Origin of the sequence: Nonomuraea sp. NPDC052265, assembly GCF_044547985.1 — a bacterium.
Classification (GTDB): Bacteria; Actinomycetota; Actinomycetes; order Streptosporangiales; family Streptosporangiaceae; genus Nonomuraea.
Map to the genome: position 1 here is coordinate 272835 of NZ_JBIUBJ010000009.1, position 23371 is coordinate 296205.

Annotated in this window: 24 protein-coding genes and 1 pseudogene; 15 read left to right on the forward strand and 10 right to left on the reverse strand. The window is 72.6% G+C overall.

Annotation, left to right across the window (positions count from 1 at the left end; all coding sequences use genetic code 11):
- Positions 1-4: 4 nt before the first annotated feature.
- From ACIHAD_RS26835 to ACIHAD_RS26850, 4 genes are all read right to left on the reverse strand, one after another.
- Positions 5-427: a hypothetical protein gene (locus tag ACIHAD_RS26835; RefSeq protein ID WP_397357392.1), complete on the reverse strand. Its 423-nt coding sequence runs from the start codon at positions 425-427 to the stop codon at positions 5-7.
- 54 nt (positions 428-481) lie between these two features.
- Entirely contained in the window at positions 482-1723 is a 1242-nt protein-coding gene (locus ACIHAD_RS26840; protein WP_397357393.1) for an alpha/beta hydrolase, read from the reverse strand.
- Positions 1724-1826: 103 nt separating this feature from the next.
- Entirely contained in the window at positions 1827-3398 is a 1572-nt protein-coding gene (locus tag ACIHAD_RS26845; RefSeq protein WP_397357394.1) for a sulfatase, read from the reverse strand.
- Positions 3399-3714: 316 nt separating this feature from the next.
- Positions 3715-4287 carry a TetR/AcrR family transcriptional regulator gene (locus tag ACIHAD_RS26850; protein WP_397357395.1) on the reverse strand — a complete coding sequence of 191 codons (573 nt, stop codon included), beginning with the start codon at positions 4285-4287 and terminating at the stop codon, positions 3715-3717.
- 93 nt (positions 4288-4380) lie between these two features.
- Here ACIHAD_RS26850 and ACIHAD_RS26855 point away from each other — a divergent pair, with 93 nt between their 5' ends.
- From ACIHAD_RS26855 to ACIHAD_RS26905, 11 genes and pseudogenes are all read left to right on the forward strand, one after another.
- Entirely contained in the window at positions 4381-4791 is a 411-nt protein-coding gene (locus ACIHAD_RS26855; protein ID WP_397357396.1) for an organic hydroperoxide resistance protein, read from the forward strand.
- Between the two features lie 263 nt (positions 4792-5054).
- On the forward strand, positions 5055-5693 hold the full coding sequence (locus ACIHAD_RS26860; protein WP_397357397.1) for a hypothetical protein: 639 nt from the start codon (positions 5055-5057) through the stop codon (positions 5691-5693).
- Positions 5694-5756: 63 nt separating this feature from the next.
- The gene (locus tag ACIHAD_RS26865) at positions 5757-6287 is read left to right on the forward strand and encodes a PadR family transcriptional regulator (protein ID WP_397357398.1); all 531 of its coding nucleotides are present in this window, start codon (positions 5757-5759) and stop codon (positions 6285-6287) included.
- Positions 6284-6964, forward strand: a complete 681-nt coding sequence (locus tag ACIHAD_RS26870; protein WP_397357399.1) for an ABC transporter ATP-binding protein — start codon at positions 6284-6286, stop codon at positions 6962-6964. The genes ACIHAD_RS26865 and ACIHAD_RS26870 overlap by 4 nt, the downstream gene beginning before the upstream one ends.
- Positions 6961-9180, forward strand: a complete 2220-nt coding sequence (locus ACIHAD_RS26875; RefSeq protein ID WP_397357400.1) for an FtsX-like permease family protein — start codon at positions 6961-6963, stop codon at positions 9178-9180. The genes ACIHAD_RS26870 and ACIHAD_RS26875 overlap by 4 nt, the downstream gene beginning before the upstream one ends.
- Positions 9181-9187: 7 nt before the next feature.
- Positions 9188-11500, forward strand: a complete 2313-nt coding sequence (locus ACIHAD_RS26880; protein WP_397357401.1) for a penicillin acylase family protein — start codon at positions 9188-9190, stop codon at positions 11498-11500.
- Between the two features lie 80 nt (positions 11501-11580).
- Entirely contained in the window at positions 11581-12378 is a 798-nt protein-coding gene (locus ACIHAD_RS26885; protein ID WP_397357402.1) for a neutral zinc metallopeptidase, read from the forward strand.
- A gap of 81 nt (positions 12379-12459) precedes the next feature.
- Positions 12460-13797 carry a PP2C family protein-serine/threonine phosphatase gene (locus ACIHAD_RS26890; RefSeq protein ID WP_397357403.1) on the forward strand — a complete coding sequence of 446 codons (1338 nt, stop codon included), beginning with the start codon at positions 12460-12462 and terminating at the stop codon, positions 13795-13797.
- Positions 13798-13828: 31 nt separating this feature from the next.
- The gene (locus ACIHAD_RS26895) at positions 13829-14698 is read left to right on the forward strand and encodes an aminoglycoside phosphotransferase family protein (RefSeq protein ID WP_397357404.1); all 870 of its coding nucleotides are present in this window, start codon (positions 13829-13831) and stop codon (positions 14696-14698) included.
- A 49-nt stretch (positions 14699-14747) separates the two neighbouring features.
- Positions 14748-14981, forward strand: a pseudogene (locus ACIHAD_RS26900) (DJ-1/PfpI family protein); the annotation flags it as partial.
- Between the two features lie 155 nt (positions 14982-15136).
- The gene (locus ACIHAD_RS26905) at positions 15137-15544 is read left to right on the forward strand and encodes an isochorismatase family protein (protein WP_397357405.1); all 408 of its coding nucleotides are present in this window, start codon (positions 15137-15139) and stop codon (positions 15542-15544) included.
- 13 nt (positions 15545-15557) lie between these two features.
- Here ACIHAD_RS26905 and ACIHAD_RS26910 read toward each other — a convergent pair whose 3' ends face one another.
- The gene (locus tag ACIHAD_RS26910) at positions 15558-16064 is read right to left on the reverse strand and encodes a hypothetical protein (RefSeq protein WP_397357406.1); all 507 of its coding nucleotides are present in this window, start codon (positions 16062-16064) and stop codon (positions 15558-15560) included.
- A gap of 244 nt (positions 16065-16308) precedes the next feature.
- Between ACIHAD_RS26910 and ACIHAD_RS26915 the strand changes: the two genes are divergently transcribed.
- Complete coding sequence (locus ACIHAD_RS26915) at positions 16309-16686, forward strand: STAS domain-containing protein (protein ID WP_397357407.1); 378 nt, start codon at positions 16309-16311, stop codon at positions 16684-16686.
- Positions 16687-16699: 13 nt separating this feature from the next.
- Here the strand turns inward: ACIHAD_RS26915 and ACIHAD_RS26920 are convergent, their stop codons facing one another.
- The 5 genes from ACIHAD_RS26920 to ACIHAD_RS26940 form a co-directional block, all read right to left on the reverse strand.
- The gene (locus ACIHAD_RS26920) at positions 16700-17062 is read right to left on the reverse strand and encodes a cupin domain-containing protein (protein WP_397357408.1); all 363 of its coding nucleotides are present in this window, start codon (positions 17060-17062) and stop codon (positions 16700-16702) included.
- Between the two features lie 128 nt (positions 17063-17190).
- Positions 17191-18732 (reverse strand): alpha/beta fold hydrolase, encoded by a 1542-nt coding sequence (locus tag ACIHAD_RS26925; protein WP_397357409.1) that lies wholly within the window; start codon positions 18730-18732, stop codon positions 17191-17193.
- Between the two features lie 200 nt (positions 18733-18932).
- A complete protein-coding gene (locus tag ACIHAD_RS26930; protein WP_397357410.1) occupies positions 18933-20021 on the reverse strand; it encodes a serine hydrolase domain-containing protein in 1089 nt (362 codons plus the stop codon).
- A gap of 128 nt (positions 20022-20149) precedes the next feature.
- The gene (locus ACIHAD_RS26935; RefSeq protein ID WP_397357411.1) at positions 20150-20425 is read right to left on the reverse strand and encodes a 3-keto-5-aminohexanoate cleavage protein; all 276 of its coding nucleotides are present in this window, start codon (positions 20423-20425) and stop codon (positions 20150-20152) included.
- A 37-nt stretch (positions 20426-20462) separates the two neighbouring features.
- The gene (locus ACIHAD_RS26940; protein ID WP_397357412.1) at positions 20463-21449 is read right to left on the reverse strand and encodes an aldo/keto reductase; all 987 of its coding nucleotides are present in this window, start codon (positions 21447-21449) and stop codon (positions 20463-20465) included.
- Positions 21450-21800: 351 nt separating this feature from the next.
- On the opposite strand from ACIHAD_RS26940, the gene ACIHAD_RS26945 reads away from it, so the two are divergent.
- From ACIHAD_RS26945 to ACIHAD_RS26955, 3 genes are all read left to right on the forward strand, one after another.
- Positions 21801-22454 (forward strand): fluoride efflux transporter FluC, encoded by a 654-nt coding sequence (locus ACIHAD_RS26945; protein WP_397357413.1) that lies wholly within the window; start codon positions 21801-21803, stop codon positions 22452-22454.
- On the forward strand, positions 22451-22816 hold the full coding sequence (gene crcB / locus ACIHAD_RS26950) for a fluoride efflux transporter CrcB (protein ID WP_397357414.1): 366 nt from the start codon (positions 22451-22453) through the stop codon (positions 22814-22816). The genes ACIHAD_RS26945 and crcB overlap by 4 nt, the downstream gene beginning before the upstream one ends.
- 86 nt (positions 22817-22902) lie before the next feature.
- Entirely contained in the window at positions 22903-23358 is a 456-nt protein-coding gene (locus tag ACIHAD_RS26955; RefSeq protein WP_397357415.1) for an ATP-binding protein, read from the forward strand.
- Positions 23359-23371: the final 13 nt, after the last annotated feature.

Consider the following 23371-nt stretch of genomic DNA (forward strand, 5'->3'; position numbering starts at 1 on the left):
GGTGTCAGCCGCCCTGGGTGTAGACGGTCCTCCATCGCGAGCACCGGCCGACGGGCCGCTTGGAGGTGCCGCGGCACACCTGCGCCCTGATCTGCAGCGCCCCACCGACGTTCTTGCGGAAGGAGCCCGTGCTCCCCATGCAGTTGTAGACCCCGTGCGTACGCCAGCGGCCGTTGCTCGCGCTCTGGTACCTGATCAGGACCCACGAGCAACCCTTGCCGCGGTCGTCGTCGAGGTGGCCGGTCACGGCGAGCCCCGACTGCCCGGCCACGACCTTGCCCCGGGCGGTCGCCAGGCCGTCGGTCGAGTGCAGGGCGCCCCACCTCCAGCTCGTGGGGTCGGCGGCGGCCGCCGTGCCCATCGCGGTGAGCGTGAGGACGGCGGCGCCCAGGGCGGCCAGGACGCGGGTCGGAAGATGGTTCGTCACCCGTCCAGGACTACCGGCCGGTACTTGTGGCCGACTTGGAAGCGGGATGTGGGATCAGATCGACGGGCAGCGGGCCGGGGCGGTGCCGTAGGCGTACCGGAGGAAGTCGACCAGGTAGGCCGGCCAGGCGTTCCAGTCGTGGCCGCCCTTGGTGTAGCAGTAGCGGTGGCCGACGCCGAGGGTGGTCAGCGTCGCGTCGAACTCGCTCGCGTACGCCCCGAGGATCGGCTCGTTCACGCCCGTGGCGTCGTCGCTCGCCCGGGTGTCGTAGCCGCAGGCGGCGGGGGCGGGTTCGGTGCCGTCCGGGACGTGCGGGAGGCTCGCGCAGCCGCCGGCGTAGAGGGCCAGCCGTCCGTCGTAGGGGGCGTACTTGCCCTGGGTGACCAGGTCGGCGGGGTTGGCGGCGGGCCAGTCGTCGACCGTGCGGCCGTGGAAGACCGTGGTGGTGTGCGGTCCGAACAGGGTGTCCAGGCGGTAGCGGCGCTGCACCTCCTGGTCGAGGACGGGCAGCGGGCTGCCGTTCTCGTACTTGTTGACGCGGAACTCGCCCAGGTCGGTCAGGTCGATCGCCGCGCCCGACTGCCACATGGAGTCGGAGATCGTGCGCTGGGCGGGCTTGGCGCGCAGGTCGATGCCGGGCGAGAACGCGCCGACCACGGAGAAGACGCCGGGGTGCGCGGCCGCGTACCGCAGGGTGCCGTAGCCGCCCATGGACAGGCCCGCCAGGCCGCGTCCGGACCGGTCGGCGACGGTGTTGAAGTTGGCGTCGATCCAGGGGATGAGCTGATTGATGTGGTACGTCTCCCACTTCGGGGCGAAATATCCGTCCGTACGGCCGGCCCAGTTCGCGTACCAGCCGGTCATCCCGCCGGTCGGCATCACCACGATCCCGTCGAAGGAGCCCGCGGTCCGGACGAGGGAGACGAGGTCGGCCTTGGTGGTCCACGAGTCGTAGTCGTCGCCGCCGCCGTTGATCAGGTAGAGCGTGCGGTAGCGGGTGGCGCGCTGGGGGTCGTACCCCTTGGGCAGGTAGACGCGGACGGTGATCGGGCGCGACAGCGGGCTGATGACCGGGGTGCCGCCGGACGCCTGGAAGATCGCCGTCGAGGTCATCGTGACGTCCCGCAGCTCGGAGCCGTCGCTCTGCGGGTGGCGTCGCACGTCGGCGCAGGTGATGCCGTAGCCGTCGGCGTGGGGGAGCACGGTCGCGCACCCCGCCGCCTCCGCGGGCGCCGCCTGCGCCACCATCGTGCCTGCGAGCAGCAGTAATCCGGCCAGGGGGGACATGAACCGCATGGTTCTCCTTCGGTTCGGACTCCGGACCGCCCCAACCTAAGGGGGGACCGGCGGCCCGCGCGTCAACCGCCGGTCCGAAGGTGGTCAACTTCTGCCGTACTCCTCAGCGCAGGTGGGCGGCCGTCCAGCAGTCGGGCGCGCCGGTCCTGCCGCAGGTCGTCAGCCCGCGCAGGATCCCGGACAGGTAGGCCGTCCTGGCGTTGCCGGGGTCGTTCGACTCCTGGTGGGGGTCGGTGACGGTGTCGTAGTACTCGGGCTTCGGGTCGCCCGCGTACTCGACGTACAGCTCTCCGGCGGTCCGTACGGCGTTGTACGTGGGCGGCTGCGCGTTGCCCTTCTTCAGCCGGTCGGCGTCGGGGTCGGGCCTGCCCGGCGTCCGCGGGTCGGGTTTGACGTGCTCGACCAGCGCCGCCTGCCGCCAGTCCGTGACCTGCCGGCCCTGGATGAGGGGGAGCAGGCTGCGGCCGTCCCTGCTGTCGCGGACCGCCGGGGCGACGCCGGCCATGTCGAGGAAGGTCGGGAACAGGTCCACGTTCTGGGCGACGGCGTTGGTCACCAGCCGGTCCTGCTGTCCGGTGATCGGCCGCCTGACCAGCAGCGGGACCCGTACGTCGTGGTCGTAGGGGGTGGACTTGCCGCGTACCAGGCGGTGCTGGCCGAGGTGGAAGCCGTTGTCGCTGGCGAACACGACGTAGGTGTTGCGGCGCTCCGGCTCGGTCAGCGTGGACAGCACCCGTCCCACCATGTCGTCGACCGACTGGACCATGCGGATCCGGTCGCGGAAGTCCTCGCGCAGCTCCTCGGCGCGCTTGGCCTCGATCGGGGCCCTGCGGACCCAGGAGGGCTTGTCGGCGGTGTCCTCGTCGTAGGAGGGCAGGGTGGTGACGTCGATGCCGGCGCAGTCGGGGCCGCCGCAGTCGCCGTGCGGGAACTCGCCGGCCGGGAAACGGTCCTTCGGACGGTCGCGCGGCGCGGGCGGGAAGCGCGGCTCGGTGTCGCCCGGCTTGACGTCCACCCGGTTGTGCGGGGAGAAGGGCGAGACCTGGAGGAAGAACGGCCGGCCGGGGGCGTGCTCGCGGGAGCGCTCGATGAAGCCGGTCGCGCGCCGGGCCAGCTCGTCGACCAGGTACGTGCCCTTGGAGGGGGCGATCGGGCGCCTGCTGCCCGACTCCTCCCTGATGTAGCGGGTGAGCTGGTACCTGAACTCGTTGTAGCCGCCGCCCGCGGAGACGTGCCACTCGTCCCAGCCGGGCGGCACCTGGTAGCCGGGGCGGGCGGGGTACTCGTTGATGTACTTGCCCAGGTAGCCCGTGCGGTAGCCGGCCTGGTGGAGGGAGACGGCGTAGGTGCGGCTCTCGTGCCGGGCGAAGGCCTGGTAGCCGCCGCGGTCGTAGCCCTGGTTGGTCCGTACGCCGGTGTTGTGGGGGAACTGGCCGGTGAACATCGAGGCCCGGGAGGGGCAGCAGAGCGAGTCGGACACGTAGTAGTCGGTGAACGTGGTGCCGCCGTCGGCGAGGGTGCGGACCGTGTCCATGTAGGGCAGCAGGTCGGCTGACAGGTCGTCGACCAGGAAGAAGATGATGTTGGGGCGGGTGGGGGCGGGGGCCGCCGTGGGGGCGGCGGTCGCGGGGGAGGCGATGAGCAGGGCGAGGACGATGGCCACCACCGCAGCCACGCTTCTCCTGATATTTCCGGACAACGACATGACTGCCTCGTAAGCGGTGGGGAGGGGAGGAACGGCGCTGCCCAGTAATACCAGACAAACCTCCCATCAAGCACAAAACCCCCCATGGCTCCACCGGCCCTCCCGCCCCCGAGATGGAACGCCGGCGCCGCAAGACGGAGGCGCGAAGCGGGGGGCGTCAAGGTGAGGAGGCGCGGAGGCGAGGGGAAGGCCGAGGTCGCCTCGGGGCGGCGGCGGGCCGGGGCCGTGGGCGCGCTGGGGGCGCGCCTGGTCCGGGGGCGGGGGCGGTGTTCGGAGGGGCCGGGGGTCAGGTGGTCAGGACTCGGGTCAGGGTTTCCTGGACTGTGGTGCGGACGGTGGGCGGGTCGTCCAGGTCGAAGCCGACCACCAGGCCGTCCCTGACCAGGAGCAGGATGTCGGCGGTGCGCTCCGCGTCGGGGTGGCCGTCGGCCGCCAGGAGGTCGCGGTACAGGTCGCGGGACCAGCGCCGGTGCTCGGCGATGGCCTCCCGTACGGGATGCGCGGGATCCGGGTACTCGGCCGCGGTGTTGACGAAGGGGCAGCCACGATAGGCGGCGCCGGACCCGAACTCGCACATGAACGCGAAGATGGCCTCCAGCGTCTCCCGCGGTGAGGCCGCCCGCAGGGTGGCGACCAAGGCCCGCTGCGTCGCGCCCTGCTCCGCGATGTACGCTCGGACCAGCTCGTCCTTGCTCGGGAAGTGGTGGTAGAAGGTCGCCTTCGCGACGCCCGCCGCGGCGATGATCCGGTCGATCCCCACCGAGTGCACGCCCTCGGCGTAGAACAGCCGCGCCGCGGTCTCCAGGACCCGGGTACGGGCCGGGCTCGGACGAGGTTCCTTCACCGTCTCTGCGCTCACCCCTTGACGCTACCAGACAGACCTGTCTAGTCTCATGGCCAAGCCGGGCAGACAGACAGGTCTGTCTGGCGACGATGGAAGGGCAGACGAGACATGAGCATGTACACCGCCATCGCCACCTCCGCGGGCCGCGACAGGCGCGCGGTCTCCTCCGACGGCAGGCTGGACGTCAAGCTGGCCCTGCAGAAGGAGCTCGGCGGCGACGGCGAGGGCACCAACCCCGAGCAGCTCTTCGCCGCCGGCTACGCCGCCTGTTTCGCCTCGGCGATGCGGCTGGTGGCCGGGCGGAAGGGGCTCGACGTCTCGGACGCGTCGGTCACGGCGGAGATCGGCCTGTCGCCCAACGGCGCGGGCGGCTTCCAGCTCGACGCCACGCTCCGCGTCGAGCTGCCCGACGACATCGAGCCCGAGGCCGCCCGCGAGCTGGTCGAGGCCACTCATCAGGTCTGCCCGTACTCCAACGCCACCCGCGACAACATCCCGGTCAACCTGATCGTCGAGTGAGCGATCCCGCGCCGCGGAAGATCGTACGGAGGTAAAGACGGGCGACTTGAAGTGTGACATGTTACATGCCACGCAAATCACTCTCTCCGCGGCGGCCGTCCTCCTGGCTGATCGCCGCGCTCTGCACCCCACCCGTCTCCGGGTCCTAACGCCGGACGCGGTCCGCACGCGGGGTTGCGGGCCGCAGGGCGATGGGCGTTTACGACGCTTTTAGGCGGTTTCGTGCATGGTTGTCGTGTTGCATCCCATAGAGAGGAAAGATCATGACCTCTGGGCCTGACGGATTCGGCACGGCGGAAACTCTGGCGAACGAGCCGCCAAGGCGCCGATTCCCCCGCTCCGTACTGCTCGCCGCGGCCACCGCGGCCGTCATCGTCGGGGGCGGGGGCGTCGCCGCCGCCTCGGTGCTCTCGCCGTCCCCGTCGCCCACCGGGACGCCCCCGGCCGTCGCGACCCCTTCGGCCAGTCCGTCGGACTCGCCGTCCGACAAGGGGCGGGGCTGGGGGCGCGGGTTCGGCGGCCCGCCCGTCCACGGCGAGTTCGTCGTCCCAGACGGGCAGGGCGCCTACGTGACGGTGGCCACCCAGTACGGCGACGTCACCGCCGTGGACCAGGACTCCGTCACGGTCAAGAGCGCCGACGGCTACACCAAGGAGTACGCCGTCAACGCCGACACCCGGGTCAACCGCGACGAGGGCATCGGCGCGATCAAGGCCGGCCAGAAGGTCATGGTCAGCGCCAAGGTCACCGGCGGCACGTCCACCGCCGTCACCGTCCACGACGTGAGCGCCCGCGACGGCCGCGGCCGGCACTCCCACGGCGACGACCACCGGGACGGCGGCAAGGACGGCCACCGGCACGGCGACCAGCCGCCCACCCCGTCGCCCAGCTCCACCTCCTGACGGACGCCCATCCCGTAGCGGCGGTTATGCCCCCCGTATATACCCTCGGTATATAGTGGGGGCATGAGCGTTCCTCTTGCGCTGCTCGGCCTCCTTGAGCGGGAGCCGAGCCATGGCTACGACCTGAAGCGCGACTACGACACCTTCTTCGGCCGCGGCAAGTCGCTGCCCTTCGGCCAGGTGTACTCCACCCTCGGCCGCCTGGCCAGGGACGGCAAGGTCACCGCCGGGGAGAACGAGCCGGGCGACGGCCCCGAGCGCAAGCGCTACGCGATCACGCCGCTCGGCGCGCGTGAGGTCGAGGCGTGGCTGAGCGAGCCGGTCGCGGCCGAGCCGTACCTGCAGACGGTGCTGTTCACCAAGGTCGTGCTGGCGCTGATGCTGGGCCGCGACGCGGCGGCCTACCTCGACCTCCAGCGGGCCACGCACCTGCGGCGCATGCGGGAGTTCGCGCAGATCAAGCGGGGTGACTCGCTGGCCGACGCGCTGCTCGCCGACCACGGCATGTTCCACCTGGAGGCCGACCTGCGCTGGATCGACGTCACGCAGGCGCGCCTGGACGCGCTGGCCGAGCTGGTGCGGGCGTCGTCGTGATCCTCGAAGCGCGCGAGATCAGCCGCTCCTACGGCCGCACCCCGGCGCTGCGCGAGGCCAGCCTGGGAGTGGACGCCGGGGAGGTCGTGGCGGTCATGGGCCCCAGCGGCTCGGGCAAGTCGACCTTGCTGCACTGCCTGGCCGGGATCTTCACCCCCGACAGCGGCGAGGTGTGGTTCGACGGGCGGCGCATGGACACCATGAGCGACGACGGGCGCACCCGCCTGCGGCGCACCGCGTTCGGCTTCGTGTTCCAGTTCGGGCAGCTCGTGCCGGAGCTGACCGCGGCCGACAACGTCGCCCTGCCGCTGCTGCTCGCGCGTACCGGGCGCAAGGAGGCGTACCGGCGGGCGGCGGGCTGGCTGGAGCGGCTGGAACTGGCCGAGCTGGGCGGCCGGCGCATCGGCGAGCTGTCCGGCGGGCAGGCGCAGCGGGTGGCGATCGCCAGGGCGCTGGTGACCGGGCCGCGGGTGCTGTTCGCCGACGAGCCGACCGGCTCGCTCGACTCGCTGACCGGCGAGCACGTCATGGAACTGCTGGTCGGCCTGGCGCGCGAGGAGGGCACGACCGTCATCGTGGTGACCCACGACGCCCGCGTCGCCTCCTCCGCCGACCGGGAGGTCATCGTCCGCGACGGCAGGCTCACCGACCCCTACGCCGGCCAGGTCGTACGGTGATCGCCCTCGGCCTGCGGCTGTCGCTGGCCGGAGGCAGGGAGGTGGCCGCCCGGCTCGCGCTGATCGTCGCCGGGGTGGCGGTCGGCGTGGCGGTGCTGCTGACCACGCTCTCCCTGTTCAACGCCTTCCAGACGGCCAACGAGCGCACCTGCTGGGAGTGCACCAGCGGCACCGCGCCCAGCGGCTGGGCCCTCGACGCCACCGCCACCGGCGCCCTGTGGAACTACCACGAGGACTACTACGCCGGCCGCGTGATCAGACGCCTCGACGCCGCCGCGCTCGGCGACCGGGCTCCCGTCGTCCCCGGGCTGTCCCGCATGCCCGCGCCCGGCCAGTACCACGTCTCTCCTGAGCTGGCCCGGCTGCTGGACTCGGCGCCGCGCGCGCAGCTCGCCGACCGCTTCCCCGGCGCCAGGGCCGGGACGATCGGCCGCGCCGCGCTGTCCGGCCCCGACGACCTGACCATCGTGGTCGGCCGTACGCCCGAGCAGGTGGCCGCCCTGCGCGGCACCCGGCAGGTGGACACGACGGCCGACGAACCCGCCGTCGACGACAACGCCGACATCTACCGGTTCGCGTTCGCGATCGCGGCCGTCGGGCTGATGGTGCCGCTGCTCGTGCTCGTCAACTCCGCCACCCGGCTGGCCGCCGCCCGCCGTGAGGCGCGTTTCGCCGCGATCCGGCTGGTGGGCGGCACGTCCCGGCAGGTCAACCTGTTCGCCGCGGTGGACGCGGCGCTCGGCGCGCTGACCGGCGCGCTCGCCGGGATCGTGCTCTTCCTCCTGGTACGCCCGGCTGTCACCGCCGTCCGCGTCACCGGCTCCCGGTTCTTCCCCGACACGGTGACCCCGGCCGCCTGGCAGTACGCGGCCGTGCTCGCCGGCGTCCCGCTGCTGGCCGGGGTGAGCGCGTTGTGGTCGCTGCGCCGCGTACGGATCTCGCCGCTGGGCGCGCTCAGGAAGGGCGCGCCACGGCCGCCGCGGGCCTGGCGGGTGATCCCGCTGCTGGCCGGGCTGGCCCTGTTCGCGAGCCCGGCGTTCCAGACCGAGGACCGCGAACCGAACGCCGGGCTGGCCGCGGCGGGCCTGGCACTGACCATGGCGGGGCTGATCCTGGCCGGCCCCTGGCTGACGATGCTGGCCGCCCGCCTGGCCGCCCGGCTGACCAGGGGGGCGGCGACGCTGCTGGCCGCCCGGCGGCTGGCCGCCGATCCGAAGGCCGCGTTCCGGTCGGTGAGCGGGCTCGTCCTGGCGGTGTTCATCGGGACGGCGATCGCCGGGATCGTCCCCGCCGTGGTGGACGGCCAGCGGGCGGTGGCCGGCGGCACATTGTCCGGCGTGCTGCGCGCCCCGCTCGGCGAGCTCGGCGGCGGCGGGTTGTCGCCGCGGGCCGGGGCCGACCTGGTGGCCCGGCTGCGGGCCTACCCGGGCGTCGGCGTGATGCCGATCTACGCCGCCAAGGAGGAGGAGAACCGGATGATCGACCCCGAACGTCCGCCGCCGCCCCGGGCGGTCGTCGAGTGCGCCGACCTGGCCCGCTTCCCCGCGCTCGGGCAGTGCCCGCCGGGCGCGCGGGCCGTCGCCGGGCGGTTCGACCGCGTGGTGGAGGCCGACAACCCGCTCACCATCGACAAGCTGATCCCCCTCGCCGACGCCGGCAGCGCGCCCGTCTCCGCCGACGGACTCAACCTGGCCTCCGTGCTGGTCGCCATGGCCGACCCGGCGGCCCTGGAACAGATCCGCACCCTGCTGGCAGGGCAGAGCACCGGCCCGCCGATGACGTTCGACGAGGTCGCCCAGGTCCGGGCGACGCTCTACACGCAGGCCGAGAACATCGCGCTGGGCATGGTCGCCCTGACCCTGCTCGCCGGCGGCTGCAGCCTGCTGGTGGCGGTCGGCGGCGGGCTGGTGGAACGCCGGCAGCCGTTCACGCTGCTGCGGCTGGCGGGCACGCCCGGCCGCACCCTGGGCGCGGTCGTGCTGCTGGAGTCGGCGCTGCCGCTCGTCCTGGCGGCCGTCGTCGCGGCCGGGGCCGGGTTCGCCGTGGCGGCGCCGTTCATCGACGGGCTGGGCATGAAGGGGGCCTCCCTGGCGATGCCGGGGCCGGTCTACTTCGCCGGCGTCGGCGGCGGGCTGGCCGCGTCCCTGCTGGTGATCCTGACCGCTCTGCCGCTGCTGCGGCACATGACCGCGCCCGACAACGCGCGCTTCGAATAGGAGCCACATGAAGCTGCGAGCACCGACTGCGGCGTTCGTGCCGGCGATCGTGCTGGCCGTGGTCGCCGCCCTGCTCACCGGCCCGCCGTCCGCGGCCACCGCCGGCCGCTACTCGGCCGAGATCCGGCGCACCGAGTACGGCATCCCGCACGTGTCCGCCAAGGACCACGGCGGCCTCGGCTTCGGCTACGGGTACGCCTTCGCCCAGGACAACCTGTGCGTGCTGGCCTCCTGGGTGGTGACGCTGCGTGGCGAACGATCCCGCTACTTCGGCCCGGAGGCCGAGTCCGACGACCCGGTGCGCCCGGTCGCCAACCTCACCAGCGACCTTTATCACCGCAGCGTCGCGGAGTCCGGCGTCGTCCGGCGGCTGCTGGCCCGGCCCGCCCCCATCGGGCCGAGCGCCGAGCTGCGCGAGCTGGTGGACGGGTACGCGGCCGGCTACAACCGCTACCTCGACGACACCGGCGTGGCCGACCTGCCCGACCCCACCTGCCGCGGCAAGTCCTGGGTCGGCCCGATCACCGCCGAGGACGTCTGGGCCAACCTCCTCGACCTCAGCCGCATGTCGGGCGGCTCCGCGCTGAAGGAGGCCATCGTCGGCGAGGGCGGCGGGGGAGAGGGCCCGCGGCGCGCCCCCGGCAGCAACGGCTGGGCGCTGGGCCGCGAGGCCACCCGCGACGGCCACGGCATGCTGCTGGCCGACCCGCACTTCCCGTGGAACGGCGTCCGCCGCTTCTACCAGGTGCAGCTCACCATCCCCGGCGTGCTCGACGTCGCCGGCGGCAGCCTGTACGGGACCCCCGTCGTGCAGATCGGCCACAACAGGACCGTCGCCTGGACCCACACCGTCTCCCACGCCCAGCGTTTCACCCTCTACCGGCTCCGGCTGGCGCAGGGCGACCCCACCACCTACCTGGTCGACGGCCGGCCCGAGCCGATGGGCCGCCAGGACGTCGAGGTGCCGCTCCAGGACGGCACCTTCGTCTCGCGCACCCTGTTCACCTCCCGCTACGGCCCGGTGCTGGCCGCCGGGCGGAGCAAGGAGTACGCGTACGCGCTGGCCGACGTCAACGCCGCCAACCTGCGGGCGGCCGACGAGTGGCTGGCGATGTCCAAGGCCGGCGACGTGCGCGGGCTGCGCGCCGCCCAGGACGCCCACCAGGGCATGCCGTTCGTCTACACGCTGGCCACCGACGTCGGCGGGACCGCGTCCTTCGCCGACGCCTCCGTCGTCCCGCGCGTCACCGACGCCCAGGCCCGCCGCTGCGCCGAGCCCTCGCCCGACCCGTCGATCGACGCCTTCGTCCTGGACGGCTCGACCTCGGCGTGCCTGTGGGGCAAGGACCCCGACGCGGTCGTGCCGGGCATCTTCGGCCCCGGCGGCAAGCCCGGCCTGACCCGCGCCGACTACGTCGCCAACTCCAACAACAGCCCGTGGATGACGAACCCGGCCGCGCCGCTGACCGGCTACGACCAGGTCTGGGGCGCCGTACGGACCGATCTGGAGCTGCGGCCCCGGGTGAGCCTGGACATGATCGACCGGCGGCTCAAGGGCTCCGACGGGCTCGGCGACCCCGGCTTCACCCTGGAGACGCTCCAGGCCACCGCCCGGAGCAAGCGCAACCACGGCTTCGAGCTCATGCGTCCGGACCTGGTGGCGTTGTGCCGGGAGCACCGCGAGCTGCGGGCCTCCTCGGGGGAGCGGGTGGACGTACGGGACGCCTGCCGGACGCTGACCCGCTGGGACGGACGCGCCACGCTCGACGGCGAGGGGGCCGTGTTGTGGCGGCGGTTCTTCGACGGGCTGCAGGTCCCGGTCAAGCCGGGGGAGCCGCCGCAGGGCTGGTGGCGGGTGCCGTTCGAGCCCGCCCATCCGCTCACCACGCCGCGCGGCCTCAAGCGGGACGACCCCGCCGTGCGGCGGGCCCTGGCCGACGCCGCGCTGTTCTTCCGGGCCAACCACCTGCCCCTGACCCTCACCACCGGCCAGGCCCAGCACTACGCGTCGGTCCCGATCCCCGGCTGCACCGAGGGGGAGGGATGCTTCGACCGCGTCCGCAACTCCGGCCCGCTCGGCGAGGACGGCCGCTACCCCGACGTGAACACCGGCTCCAGCTTCATGATGGCCGTCGAGCTCACCCCCGACGGCCCCCGCACCCGGACCGTCCTGACCTACTCCCTGTCCGCCAACCCGAACTCGCCCCACCACACCGACCAGACCGCCCTGTTCTCCCGCGGCGGATGGGTCACGGAACGCTTCACCGACGCCGAGATCACCTCCGACCCCCACCTGAAGGTCACCGGCGTGAGCGGCTGACCCCTCGGGCCGTCCGCCCTCCGGCGGACGGCCCCCGGTGGTCTTGTGGTGGTCGGACCCGAGCCCTATTGTCACCCTTCGTGAAACCCCTCATGATCTTGACGATGGCGGGCGTGCTCACCGCCTCCTCGGCCGGCACGACCTTGACCGGCACGGCAGCCGCGGAGAGCGCCGCCTACCCCGTCAAGCACCCCAAGCTGATCGCCAACCCCCTCTACGAGGCGGGCCCGCTCCCCACGACCACCTGCGCCGAGCCGCCGGTCAAGCGCCACAACCTCAAGCAGGCCCGCGCCTACGTGGACGCGGTCGTCGCCTGCCTGGAGACCACCTGGGAGCAGCACCTGACCGGGGCCGGGCTGCCGTACGAGCCGGTGAAGGTGCGGCACATGAACCGCATCCCCAAGAAGTACTGCGGCATGGCCGTGGACGACGACGACTCGCAGATGTGGTACTGCGGCAAGACGCGCACGCTGGCCGTCCAGATCGGCAAGGACTGGACCGACGACCCGAGCGACCTGTGGCTGTTCTACTTGACGGCCTATATGTACGGGTACCAGGTGCAGAACCTCGTCGGAATCTCCGACGCCTACGACGTGATCCCGTACTCCAGCAAGGCCGAGGGGCGGGAGCAGGGGCGGCGCGGGAACCTCCAGCTCGACTGCCTGTCCGGCGCGTTCATCAAGAGCGTCTGGCCCCTGGAGGGCAGGTCCGGCAAGGACTGGGACTACTTCCTCACCCTCCCCACCGGGGACAAGGAGGGCAAGTACAGCTGGTACGGCAGGACCGCCACCGTCCGCGCCTGGATCAAGCGCGGCTTCGCCACCGGGGACCCCGGCTCCTGCAACACCTACACGGCTCCCTCCTCCAAGGTGTTGTGAGCCACCCTCGCGGTGTCGCTGACCAGGTGTCATGCCGGTGGCCGGGGGCATGACCTGGGCAAGGGCATCTCGGGGGGTGCGGTGGGCGGACAGCGGCCGGAGGGCGGTGCGTACGGCGGGGACCTCGGGCCGTTCGGCGCCGAGAAGCTCCGGCGGCTGCAGGCGAGCCTCACGCAGATCGAGGATCTGCACGGCCGGATGGCGCGCCTGCTGGAGGCCGTCCTCGCGATCAGTTCCGAGCTGGAGCTGAACGCCGCGCTCCGCACGATCGTGGAGGTCTCGGCCGACCTGGTCGACGCCCGGTACGGCGCCCTCGGCGTGCTCAACGAGGAGGGCGAGTTCGCCGACCTGTTCACCTACGGGGTCTCCGAAGAGGTGTACGAGGCCATCGGCCGCCTGCCCACCAGCCACGGCCTGCTGCAGGAGCTGATGGCCCACCCCCGGCCGCTGCGCGTGGACGACGTGCTCGCCCACCCCAGCTTCCGCGACTACCCACCCGGCCATCCGGTCATGCGCACCCTGCTGGGCACGCCGATCCTGGTCCGCGGCACCGCGTACGGCAACCTGTACTTCGCGGACAAACGTTCGGGCCTGCCGTTCACCGGCGACGACGAGCGGATCGTCGCGGCGCTGGGCAGCGCGGCCGGCGTCGCCATCGAGAACGCCCGGCTCTACGAGCGCATCCGCCGCAACACCGAGGAGTTCCAGCGCAGCCTGCTCCCGTCGCTGCCCGACCTGCACGGCCTGTGGGCCTGCGCCCGCTACCTGCCCTCCAGCACGGTCCCGCGCATCGGCGGCGACTGGTACGACGCGATCGTCCTGCCCGACGGCGTGCCCTGCCTGATGGTCGGCGACGTGATGGGTCACGACCTGCGCTCGGCCACCGTCATGAGCCAGATCAGCAACATGCTGCGGGTGCTCGCCTACGAGCACTGCGAGCCGCCGTCCCAGATCCTGCGCCGCCTCGACGAGATCCTGCACGCCCTGCACGGCGGCCCGATGGCGACCGTGCTGCTGGCCCGCCTGGAGGAGTACGGCGGCACCGACTGGCGGTTGCGATGGGCCACCGCCGGCCACCTGCCCCCGCTGCTGCTCCCCACCGGCGGCCCCGCCCGCTACCTGCGGGCCGAGGGCGGCCACCCCCTCGGCGTCACCCCCGACCTGGCCCGGCCGGACCACCAGCAGATCATCCCGGCCGGGTCCGTCCTGCTGCTCTACACCGACGGGCTCGTCGAGGACCGCGCGCACGGTGTCGACAAGGGCATGGAGAGCCTGGCCCGCACCGCCTCCCAACTGCGCCACCTGCCCATCGAGGAGATGTGCGAGCTGTTGCTGGCCCACCGGGGCGACCGCTTCACCGACGACGTCGCCCTGCTCGCCCTGCGCCTGGGCGAACCGGCCGACCTGCACGCCGACTGAGCGCCCCGGACGCCGCACTATCGTGGCGTGGATGAACACCCCCGAAGCGGAGATCGACATCGACGACGCCCTCGTCGACCGGCTGATCCGCGCCCAGCACCCCGACCTGGCGGGCCCGCTCACGCTCGTCGCCAACGGCTGGGACAACGTCGTTCACCGGCTGGGCGACGGCCTGTCGGTACGCCTGCCGCGCCGGCGCGTCGCCGTCGACCTCGTCGTCAACGAGCAGCGCTGGCTGCCGGTGCTGGCCGGGTACGTCCAGGTCGCGCTGCCCGTGCCGGTCAGGCTGGGCGTGCCGGGCGAGGGCTACCCCTGGCCGTGGACGATCGCCCCCTGGTACGAAGGGCGCACGGTCGCCGACGTGCCGCCGTCCGAGCGGGCCGTCGTGGCCGTGACGCTGGCCGGTTTCATGAACGACCTGCACCGGCCGGCGCCGTCCGACGCGCCGCGCAACCCCGTGCGGGGCGTCCCGCTGGCCCACCGCGACCGGGCGGTGCGGGAGCGGATGCCGTTCGTCGCCCGGCGGGACGAGCTGCTGCCGCTCTGGGAGCGGCTGGTGGCGCTGCCGCCCTGGCCGGGCCCTCCGCTCTGGCTCCACGGCGACCCGCACCCGGCGAACCTCGTGCTGGACGGCGGGAAGCTGGCCGCCGTCCTCGACTTCGGCGACCTGACCAGCGGTGACCCGGCCACCGACCTGGCCGCCGCCTGGCTGGTGTTCGACCAGGACGGGCGCGCGGTGTTCCGCGCCCACGTGGACGCCGACCAGGCGACCTGGGAACGCGCGCGGGGCTGGGCCCTCGTCATCGGCACGGCCCTGGCCGCCCATTCGGCCGACAACCCCGCGATGGCCGCCATCGGCGCGCACGTGCTCGACCAGGTGCTGCTCGATGACCGGATGTGACAGATAACTGTCGTTGCGGTCATTCCGCCGATTCGGTGAGAATCGGGTCATGCCCGCTGCCCACCGCGTCGTCATCGCGCTCTTCCCGGACGTCGACCTGCTCGACGTCACCGGCCCGGCCGAGGTGTTCGCCCTGGCCAACCGGGTCGCCGGCCGCGCCCTGTACGACGTGCGGCTCGCCGGTCCCCGGGGCGGCCAGGTCACCACGTCCGCCGGGGTGCGGCTGGTCGCCGACCTGACGTTCGACGAGGTCGGTGACCAGGTGGACACCCTGGTGGTCCCCGGCGCGGTCACCGCCACCACCCACTGGTCCACCGCCGCGCAACTGGCCGCCGACCACCCCCGGGTCACCGTCGATGCCGATCCGATCTTCCTGCGGTTGCCCTCGCGGCCGGAGCCCGCCTGCTGGAGCGCGCCCGCGCCGCCGGGGCACGCGTCGTGCACGTCGTCAACGACGGCGGCCCCGGCAGCCCGTACGACGTCCGCGCCGAGATCGGGGCCATCAGCGCGCGGGTCGCGCCGCGTGACGGGGAACCGGTGGTGGTCAAGACGTTCCCCGACGTCTTCCACCAGACCGGGCTCCAGGACGTGCTGACGGGGCTGGAGTCCGGGCCCGACCTGGTCCTGGCCGGCTTCATGACCCACATGTGCGTCACCTTCACCGCCCAGGGGGCCTTCCGGCTGGGCTACCGTCCCACGGTCGTCGCCGACGCCTGCGCCACCCGTACGCTCGCCGGCCCCGGCGGCGCGCCGCTGCCCGCCGACGCGCTGCACGAGGCCGCCCTGACGACGATCGGCGACCTGTTCGGCCTGGTGGTCCCCACGGCCGAGGCCCTGCCCGCCTGAGCCGGCCACGGGGTCAGCCGGTGGCGGGACGGCGGCGGCCGGCGACCAGGCGATCGGCGGGCGTCCGGCGACGCGCGGCCGGAACGGACGCGGTCCGGTCGGTTCGGTCGGTTCGGTCGGTCCGGTCGGTCCGGTCGGTGGCCACGAGACGGTCACCGGTCGGGTCCGTCGTCAGGCGGTCGTCCCGGTCCGTCGTGAGATGGTCGTCCTGCGGCGTCGTGAGGTGGTCGTCCTGGGGCGTGGCGGGGTGGTCGTCCGTCCGCTCGGCCAGGAGGCGGCGCAGCTCGCGGCGGCGGGCCAGCTTGCGGCTCGTCCCGGCCGCGATCAGGAAGGCGCCGAAGATGAACGCGGCGGCGGTGGCGGCCCCGGCGCTGAACAGCTCCAGGTCACCGACCCGGAAGGTGACGCCCATCAGCGTCAGCGCGGCGGCGGCGGTGGTCGTCGTCTGCGTGAACAGGACGACCACGGCGGCCGATCCGGCGGCCATGAGCAGCAGCCCGAGCAGGACCATGGTTCTCACTCTCCTCGAACGTCGGCGATCACGATTCCTTGACGCTGCCCAGCATTTCTTTACTTATGTATGGGCATGCGTCCGGCGTCGAAAAAATGGCCGCGCATTCGAGCCGGGAATGGCGTCCCGGGGCATCGCTAATTGCACTCCGAAAAAAGGCGCATTGAGCAGCGACGCTGCGCCGTACGGGCAGGTCGCGGGGTTTGTCGGCCGATGGGCAGGGGAGAGCGGACCAAGAAGGGAAGTGATAGCAGTGAAAGTCGACACTTTCCGGCTCCTCGCGAACTCCGCAGGAGAAACCGTCGTTCTGCACCCGGCCGGGGACCTTGACCTGCACACCGCCGGCGCCATCGAGGATTGGGCGACCGGCTATCTCGACGGCACGCCGGCCGCCGTCACTTTGATCGATCTGTCCGACGTCGGATTCATGGACTCGGCCGGTCTCGGCGCGCTGATCGGCGCGTGGAAACGCATCACCGCCACGGGACGGACGGTGATGGTCGCCGCGCCGACCCCGCAGCCGGCCAGACTGATGCGCATCACCGGTCTGGAAGGACGCCTCGGAGTACGCGCCACCGTCGCCGAGGCCCTGGAAGAGATCATTCCCAGGCGGACGCACGCGCCCGCCTAGACCGCGCGCGGCGTCAGCCGTTCTTCGCCTTGGCGTACTCGGCTGCGCCGCCCGCGAAGTCGTACAGGACGACCTGTTCGTCCCCGACGACCCAGGCGTCGTGTCCGGGCGGGCACACGAAGACCTCGCCCGGCCCCGCCTCGGCCTCGGTGCCGTCGTCCATGCGCAGGCGCATCCGCCCCGAGACCACGAAGCAGTTGTGGTGCACCTGGCAGGACGGCGTCCCGGCGATCGGCTGCACGGACTCCGACCAGTGCCATCCCGGCTCGAACGTGGCGATCCCGAAGGTCAGGCCACTCAGCTCGCAGATCTCCAGGTGGCCTTTCGGGAAGTCGCGCCGCTCGTCGGGCTTGTCGATGCTCTTGACCTCGATCATGGCTCATCCCCCCTCGTCAGCTACCTTCTTACGCTGAATTATCCATAACGAGGGGTTCGCCGGGGCAAATATCCCTTTGTGGGGATGGGTACGGCCCCCGATGTGGGGCCGTACCCATGTCGTGCGGACTATCCGGCCCAGGGCAGCGAGTCGGACGGCCACGCCCGCTTCGTCTGCTTCCTGAGCGTCTCCTCAGGCGTGCCCACGGCGCAGCGGGTGCCCTGCGGCGGGACGGTCAGGGCGATGAGGTACTGGTCGATGATGTCGGTCTGGCACTTGTCCTTGCCGTAGATGCGGTGACCCCAGCCCTCGTACGTGAGCAGCACGGCCTTCGGGCCGAGCTGTCGGGTGGCGTTGGCCGACCAGATCCACGGCGTGGCCGGGTCGTGGATCGAGCTGCCGAGCAGCAGCGGCGCCTGCCCGGTGTAGCGCAGCGTGTGCGGCGGGTTGACCGGGGCTCCGGAGTTGAGGCAGATGGGCAGGTCGTCGGTCGGGTACGGGTGGTACTTCGTGTCCGGGGCCAGGTAGCCCGCGGTGCGCATGAGCTCCGCGTACTCGGCGTAGCTGCTCACCTTGAGGTTGTAGTCCTGGCACAGGATCCTGGTCGGCAGCTCGGCGACGTCGCCGTCCACCGGGCCCCGGCCGGGCAGCGGGGGCACCCACTCGGGGGCCGGGCCGCCGTTCAGCCAGTTGATCACTTCGCTCAGCGTGCGCCAGTCGGGCCCTTCGTTGCCCAGCGCGGCGTTGTAGATGACCTGCAGCTCGGTCACCCGCTGGCCGGTGCTGGGGTAGACCAGCTCGCCGCGGCGGGCCTTGTCCAGCAGGCTCTTCCAGATGGCGCGGATGTCGCGGCCGTTCAGGACGCAACTGGGGTCCTGCTCGCACCAGCCGACGAACTGGTCGAACCCGTCCTCGACGGCCAGGGCCTCGGTGGCGAAGAAGCCCTTCAGGCCGAGGCTGTGGTCCATGTTGCTGTCGAGGGCGAGCGCCCGGACGCGGCCGGGGAACAGCTCGGCGTACATCTGGCCGATCAGGGTGCCGTACGAGATGCCGTAGTAGGTCAGCTTCTCCTCGCCGAGGGCGGCGCGGAGGGCGTCCATGTCACGGGCCACGGAGACGGAGTCCACGTGGTCGTAGAGCGGGCCGGTACGGGCCCGGCAGTCCGGGTGCAGCTTCTTGGTGAAGGCGTTCCAGGCGTCGAAGTCGGCCTGGCTGCGCATGACGGTGGGCGGCATCTGGTTGTAGACCGACGCCGAGCAGATCACCGGGTGGCTGCGGCCCACGCCGCGCGGGTCGAAGCCGACGATGTCGAACCGCTGCTGCAGCTCCTCGGTGTAGGACCCGGGAGCGCCGTAGACGGCCTCCACGCCGGATCCGCCCGGACCGCCGGGGTTGATCACCAGCGAGCCGGCCCTGGCGGCCGGGTCGGTGGCCTTGCGGCGGGCGACGGCGAGGTCGATCGAGGGCCCGCCCGGCCTGGACCAGTCGATGGGGACGGTCAGCTTGCCGCACTCGGCGCTGGGCTCCTCCTCGCAGGGCGCCCAGGTGATCGCGCTGGTCGCGGTCTTGGTGGTGGTCGTCGCGGTCGTCGCGGCGTTCGCCGCCGGGACCGGGACCAATGCCGCCAGCGCCATGAAGGCAGTGGCGAGCAGAGGGAGTCTTGTTCGCAAAATGGTGCTCCAATCAACGGTCGGTGCGCCCCCGTGGGCACTCGGCCGACCTTGATCATCGCGGGTCGCGAGTGCGAATGGTGGCAAAATCGGAAATTTCCCAAGAGTGCTCACTCCGGCCCCTCCTGGGCCCTTCGCCGGCTCGACGGTCACCCGATTCGGTAGGCGTGGATCACGGTCTGCTCCACGGTGTCCCCCGCTCAGCCGGCGCAGAGGGCGGTGTCGAAGGCGGCGAGCAGGTGGTCGCGGGCCTTGCCGCCGTTGGCCGAGCCCGTGGTGTACACGGTGGCCGTACGGCCCGCGCGGTCGCGTCCGCTGAAGGTGGACACACCCGGAATGTCGCCGCCGTGTCCCCACAGCTTTCCGCCGCAGCTCAGCGGGATCTCCATGACGCCGTAGCCGTAGCGGGCGCCCTTGGGCCAGCCGGGCTGGTCGACGGTGACGTACGAACCGGACTTGACGGACAGCGACCGCCAGAACGTGTCGAGGTCGCGCGGCGTCGAGACCAGCCCGCCGCTGGCGCCGAACGCGTGGCCGGGCAGCCGGGTCACGTCCACGACCCCGTCCCGGGGGCGCAGCGGGTGCACGCCGTAGGTGTGCGCGTGCGGGCCGCGAACGCCGGTCTCGCCCTTGGCCGGCCAGTACGTGTCCTTCATGCCCAGCGGCTTCAGCACCAGGTCGCGGCTGACCGCGCGGAAGTCGCGCCCGGTCACCGCCTGGGCGACCAGGCCGAGGACCATGTAGTTGGTGTTGGAGTAGGCGAACCGGCCGCGCGGCGTCGGTTCGAGGGAGAGCGCCGGCTTGAGCAGGTCCTGCTTGTCGATCTTCGACCAGTCGGCGACGGAGGTGAAGTCCGGCAGGCCGCTGGTCTGCTGCAGGAGCATCTTCACGGTGATCTCCCGCCCGTCGATGCCCTTGCCGCGGATGACGCCGGGCAGGTACGTCTCGACCGGTTCGTCCACGTTGACCTTGCCCTGGTCGGCCAGCTTCAGCACGGTGGCCGCGATGATCGACTTGCTCACGCTGGCGACCCTGAACCGGCCGTCGGCGCCGGGCATGGGCTGCTCGGTGCCGCGTCGCGCGGTGCCGGACGCGACCGTCGCGGTCCTGCCGTCCGGCCGGCGGATGTAGGCCATGGCGCCGGGCACGTCCGGGGAGGCGGTGAGGGCGTCCAGCCGCGACTGCAACGACGGCGCGCGGTCGGCCGCGAACGCCGGAGCCACCGGCGCGAGCGCCAGCGGGACGACCACGAGCAAGGCGAGTGCGCGCCGGGTAGCGGAGGAAGGCATCGGGACTCCTTGTAGCAGTTGATCAAGATATGTCCCGACTCTGCCGAATTGGCGGGTTTGCCACAGTCACGGCACCACCCACCCTCAAGCGGGGGTTGCCCCTACCAGCCCGGCGCGCGCGTTCTCGCCTACCGGGCGGGGCGGGCGAGGGCGAGGGCGCGGCGGACCAGGCCGGCGTTGTCCGCCGCCGTACCGCCGTCCGGGTCCAGCAGGGTGTCCTCCAGGCCGATCCGGGTGGCGAGGCCCAGCCGTACGGCCTCCGCCACGAGCGGCCACGTCGCCGGCCCCTCGCCGTGCAGCAGGCGGGGGGCGGGCGACCCCTTCAAGCGGTCGAGGACGGCCGCCGCCCGGGGGACCGCCTCCTCGTACGGAGCGTCGATCACCTCGACGAGGATGCGCGTCATCCGCCCGGCCAGCCCCGACGCGAGGTGGCGGAGTGTCTCAGTGGGCGGCGTCGAGGCGGGCGCGCTGGTCGCCGGTCAGCTCCAGGTCCACGGCGGCCAGGTTCTCCTCGAGCTGGGCCACCGACGACGCCCCGGCCAGCGGGATGATCGGGAACGCCGAGCCGATCTGCCAGGCCAGCACCACCTGGTTCATGCTCGCCCCGCACTCCTTGGCCACCTCGCGCAGCACGGACAGGCGGGCCGGGGTGCCGGGGTGGTCGTAGTCCGGCGGCACCTGCTTGTCCTGCCGGGTGTAGGCGCCGCCGAGCAGCGGTGAGTAGGCCACCAGGGTCAGGCCGGGCTCGGCGCGCAGGTAGCTCAGCAGCTCGGCTCCGGCGTGCCCGAGGCTGCCGTCCTCGAAGATCGACTCGGGCATGTCGAAGCGCGGGCGCAGCAGGCTGTGCTGGTACTGCAGCAGCTCGTACCCGGTGACCCCCGCCGCGGCGGCCAGGGCGCGGGCCCGTTCCACCCGCCAGATCGCGTGGTTGCTCGCCCCGAGCAGGCCGACCGTGCCCTCGGCCACCAGGGCGCCGAAGCCCTCGACGGTCTCGGCGAGCGGAACCGCGCGGTCCTCGATGTGGGCGTAGAGCAGGTCGATGCGGTCGATGCCGAGGCGTTCGCGGCTGCGCTCGGCCGACTCCCTGATGGTCCTGGCCGACAGCCCCTCGGCGTTGTCGACGTAGCTCGTGCCCGGCGCGAGCGGCCGCGCGCCCAGCTTGGTGGCGATCACGATCTCGTCGCCGACGCCGTTGCTGCGCCGCCAGCGGCCGAGCAGTTCCTCGCTCTGGCCGCCCTGGCCGCCGTCCACCCAGAAGGCGTAGTTGTCGGACGTGTCGATGAACGTCCCACCGGCCTCGACATAGCGGTCGAGGATGGCGAACGACGTCTTCTCGTCGGTCACCGAGCCGAACATCATCGCCCCGAGGGCGAGCACGCTCACCTCACGGCGGGTGTCCGGGTTCGTGCCGATCGTCCGGTACTTCATGCTGTCTCCCCACATCGTCACGTTCTGTACGAGGCCCCGGAAGGGGAGTCTGGGCGCTGGAGCGGACTCCAGGTCAAGCGGACCAGCGATCTTCTTGAAGGTCGACGTGCGGGACCGCCAGGTTCCCTTGCAGGGCCCCGCGCTGGACGCAGCGGCTGACGGACGGACGCCCCGCCGGTGGTGAGCCGCTCCGGGGGAAGGGCGTCGGTATGATGGGCACGGCTTCCCCGCGTCGGGAGCCGCGGCGGTGGGGCCCGCCGCCTCCCGCCCGTACGGGGGTAACCGCGGTGTCGGCCGCCAACGGTCCCTGCCAGAGATGTGCCACGCTCATGTGCTGGTAGGAGATGCCTCATGACCCAAGCCCGTCCCCCCAGGCCCGGCCCGGGCGGCGCGCACGCCGCCGAAGGCGCCGAGGCCGGCGACGCGTCCGCCGTCGAAGGGACGCGGGTCGATCCGCGGGCCGCGGTCGATCCCGACGTCGATCTGCATGTGCCCGCCCAGCGCAGCGAGCTCGCCCGCGCCCCGATCGCCACGCTGGCCGTCATCGCGGCCGGCGGCGTGCTCGGCGCGCTCGCCCGGTACGCCGTCCTGACCGCCTTCCCGGTGCCGCCCGGCGGCTTCGCCTGGCCGACGCTGGCCGTCAACGTCAGCGGCTGCCTGCTGATCGGGCTGCTCATGGTGGCCATCACCGAGGTCTGGCAGGCCCATCCGCTGACCCGGCCGTTCCTGGGAGTGGGAGTGCTGGGCGGTTTCACCACGTTCTCCACCTCCATCGCCGACGCCCACGGGGCCCTGGCCGCGGGCGAGCCGCGCACGGCGCTCGCCTACCTGGCGGTCACGCTGGTCACGGCGCTGGCCGCGGTCTTCCTCGGGCAGGCGCTCGGCCGCGGCCTGTTCGGCCGGTTCGCCACCAGCGCCGAGGACGCCTCCGCCACCCGCGCCGAGGACGCCTCCGCCGCCGGCGGCGAGGGCGCGCGTGCCCCGCACGACGGGAGGCGGCCGTGACGACGTTGCTGCTGGTGGTGCTCGGCGCCGCCGTGGGCGCGCCCGCCCGCTACCTGATCGACCGTGCCGTCCAGGCCCGGCACGACAGCCTGTTCCCGTGGGGCACCTTCACCGTGAACGTGGCCGGGTCGGCGCTGCTCGGCTTCCTGCTGGCGCTGCCCGCCGGCGACGGCGTGCAGGCTCTCCTGGGCACGGGCCTGTGCGGGGCGCTGACCACGTACTCCACCTTCGGTTACGAGACCCTGCGGCTGCTGCAGACCGGCGCCCGCACCTACGCCGCGCTCAACGCCGTGGCCGGCGTCGCCGCCGGTCTCGGAGCGGCCTGGTGCGGCATCGCCCTCGCCCAGGCCGTCATCCCGTGAGCGGCCGGCGCGTTTGACGATCGATCGACGGGAAAGCTGAACGGGGCCGGCGTACCCCTTCCCGACGTCCGACAGACGAGACGATCATGCATGTGGAGTTGGAGTTGCGCTGTCCCATCAGCGCCGATCTGGCGTTCATCCGCGACCTGGTGCGCGTCCACGGCCACCACGGCGGACTGTCCGGCGAGCGGCTGGAGGACCTGGTGCTCGCGGTGAACGAGGCCGTCACCAACGTCCTCGACCATGGCGGCTCGGCCGGCCTGGTCACCGCGACCCGGGACGCGATCGGTGTCTGCGTGGAGATCCTGGACACCGCGGGCCGCCTGACCCCCGACCACCTCGACGCCGCCGGCGTCGACCCGACCGCGTCCCACGGCTTCGGCCTGTGGGTGATCCGGCAGCTGTGCGACTCGGTCGCAGTGGAGCGGACCGTCGTCGGCTCGCGGCTGCGGTTGCGCATGCTGGTGCCCTCGGAGATCCCGTGCGCCGCCGGCCGCCGCCTCAGCGGCACCTCGGCCGGCGGCGCCTTCCCCTGGTCCTGAGCCCGGCACTTTC

Excerpts from the sequence above, each read along its gene's own strand:
- ACIHAD_RS26840 (WP_397357393.1), bottom strand. The coding sequence starts at position 1,723 with ATGCGGTTCATGTCCCCCCTGGCCGGATTACTGCTGCTCGCAGGCACG.
- ACIHAD_RS26855 (WP_397357396.1), top strand. The coding sequence starts at position 4,381 with ATGAGCATGTACACCGCCATCGCCACCTCCGCGGGCCGCGACAGGCGC.
- ACIHAD_RS26860 (WP_397357397.1), top strand. The coding sequence starts at position 5,055 with ATGACCTCTGGGCCTGACGGATTCGGCACGGCGGAAACTCTGGCGAAC.
- ACIHAD_RS26865 (WP_397357398.1), top strand. The coding sequence starts at position 5,757 with ATGAGCGTTCCTCTTGCGCTGCTCGGCCTCCTTGAGCGGGAGCCGAGC.
- ACIHAD_RS26880 (WP_397357401.1), top strand. The coding sequence starts at position 9,188 with ATGAAGCTGCGAGCACCGACTGCGGCGTTCGTGCCGGCGATCGTGCTG.
- ACIHAD_RS26895 (WP_397357404.1), top strand. The coding sequence starts at position 13,829 with ATGAACACCCCCGAAGCGGAGATCGACATCGACGACGCCCTCGTCGAC.
- ACIHAD_RS26920 (WP_397357408.1), bottom strand. The coding sequence starts at position 17,062 with ATGATCGAGGTCAAGAGCATCGACAAGCCCGACGAGCGGCGCGACTTC.
- ACIHAD_RS26930 (WP_397357410.1), bottom strand. The coding sequence starts at position 20,021 with ATGCCTTCCTCCGCTACCCGGCGCGCACTCGCCTTGCTCGTGGTCGTC.
- ACIHAD_RS26935 (WP_397357411.1), bottom strand. The coding sequence starts at position 20,425 with ATGACGCGCATCCTCGTCGAGGTGATCGACGCTCCGTACGAGGAGGCG.
- ACIHAD_RS26940 (WP_397357412.1), bottom strand. The coding sequence starts at position 21,449 with ATGAAGTACCGGACGATCGGCACGAACCCGGACACCCGCCGTGAGGTG.
- ACIHAD_RS26945 (WP_397357413.1), top strand. The coding sequence starts at position 21,801 with ATGACCCAAGCCCGTCCCCCCAGGCCCGGCCCGGGCGGCGCGCACGCC.
- ACIHAD_RS26955 (WP_397357415.1), top strand. The coding sequence starts at position 22,903 with ATGCATGTGGAGTTGGAGTTGCGCTGTCCCATCAGCGCCGATCTGGCG.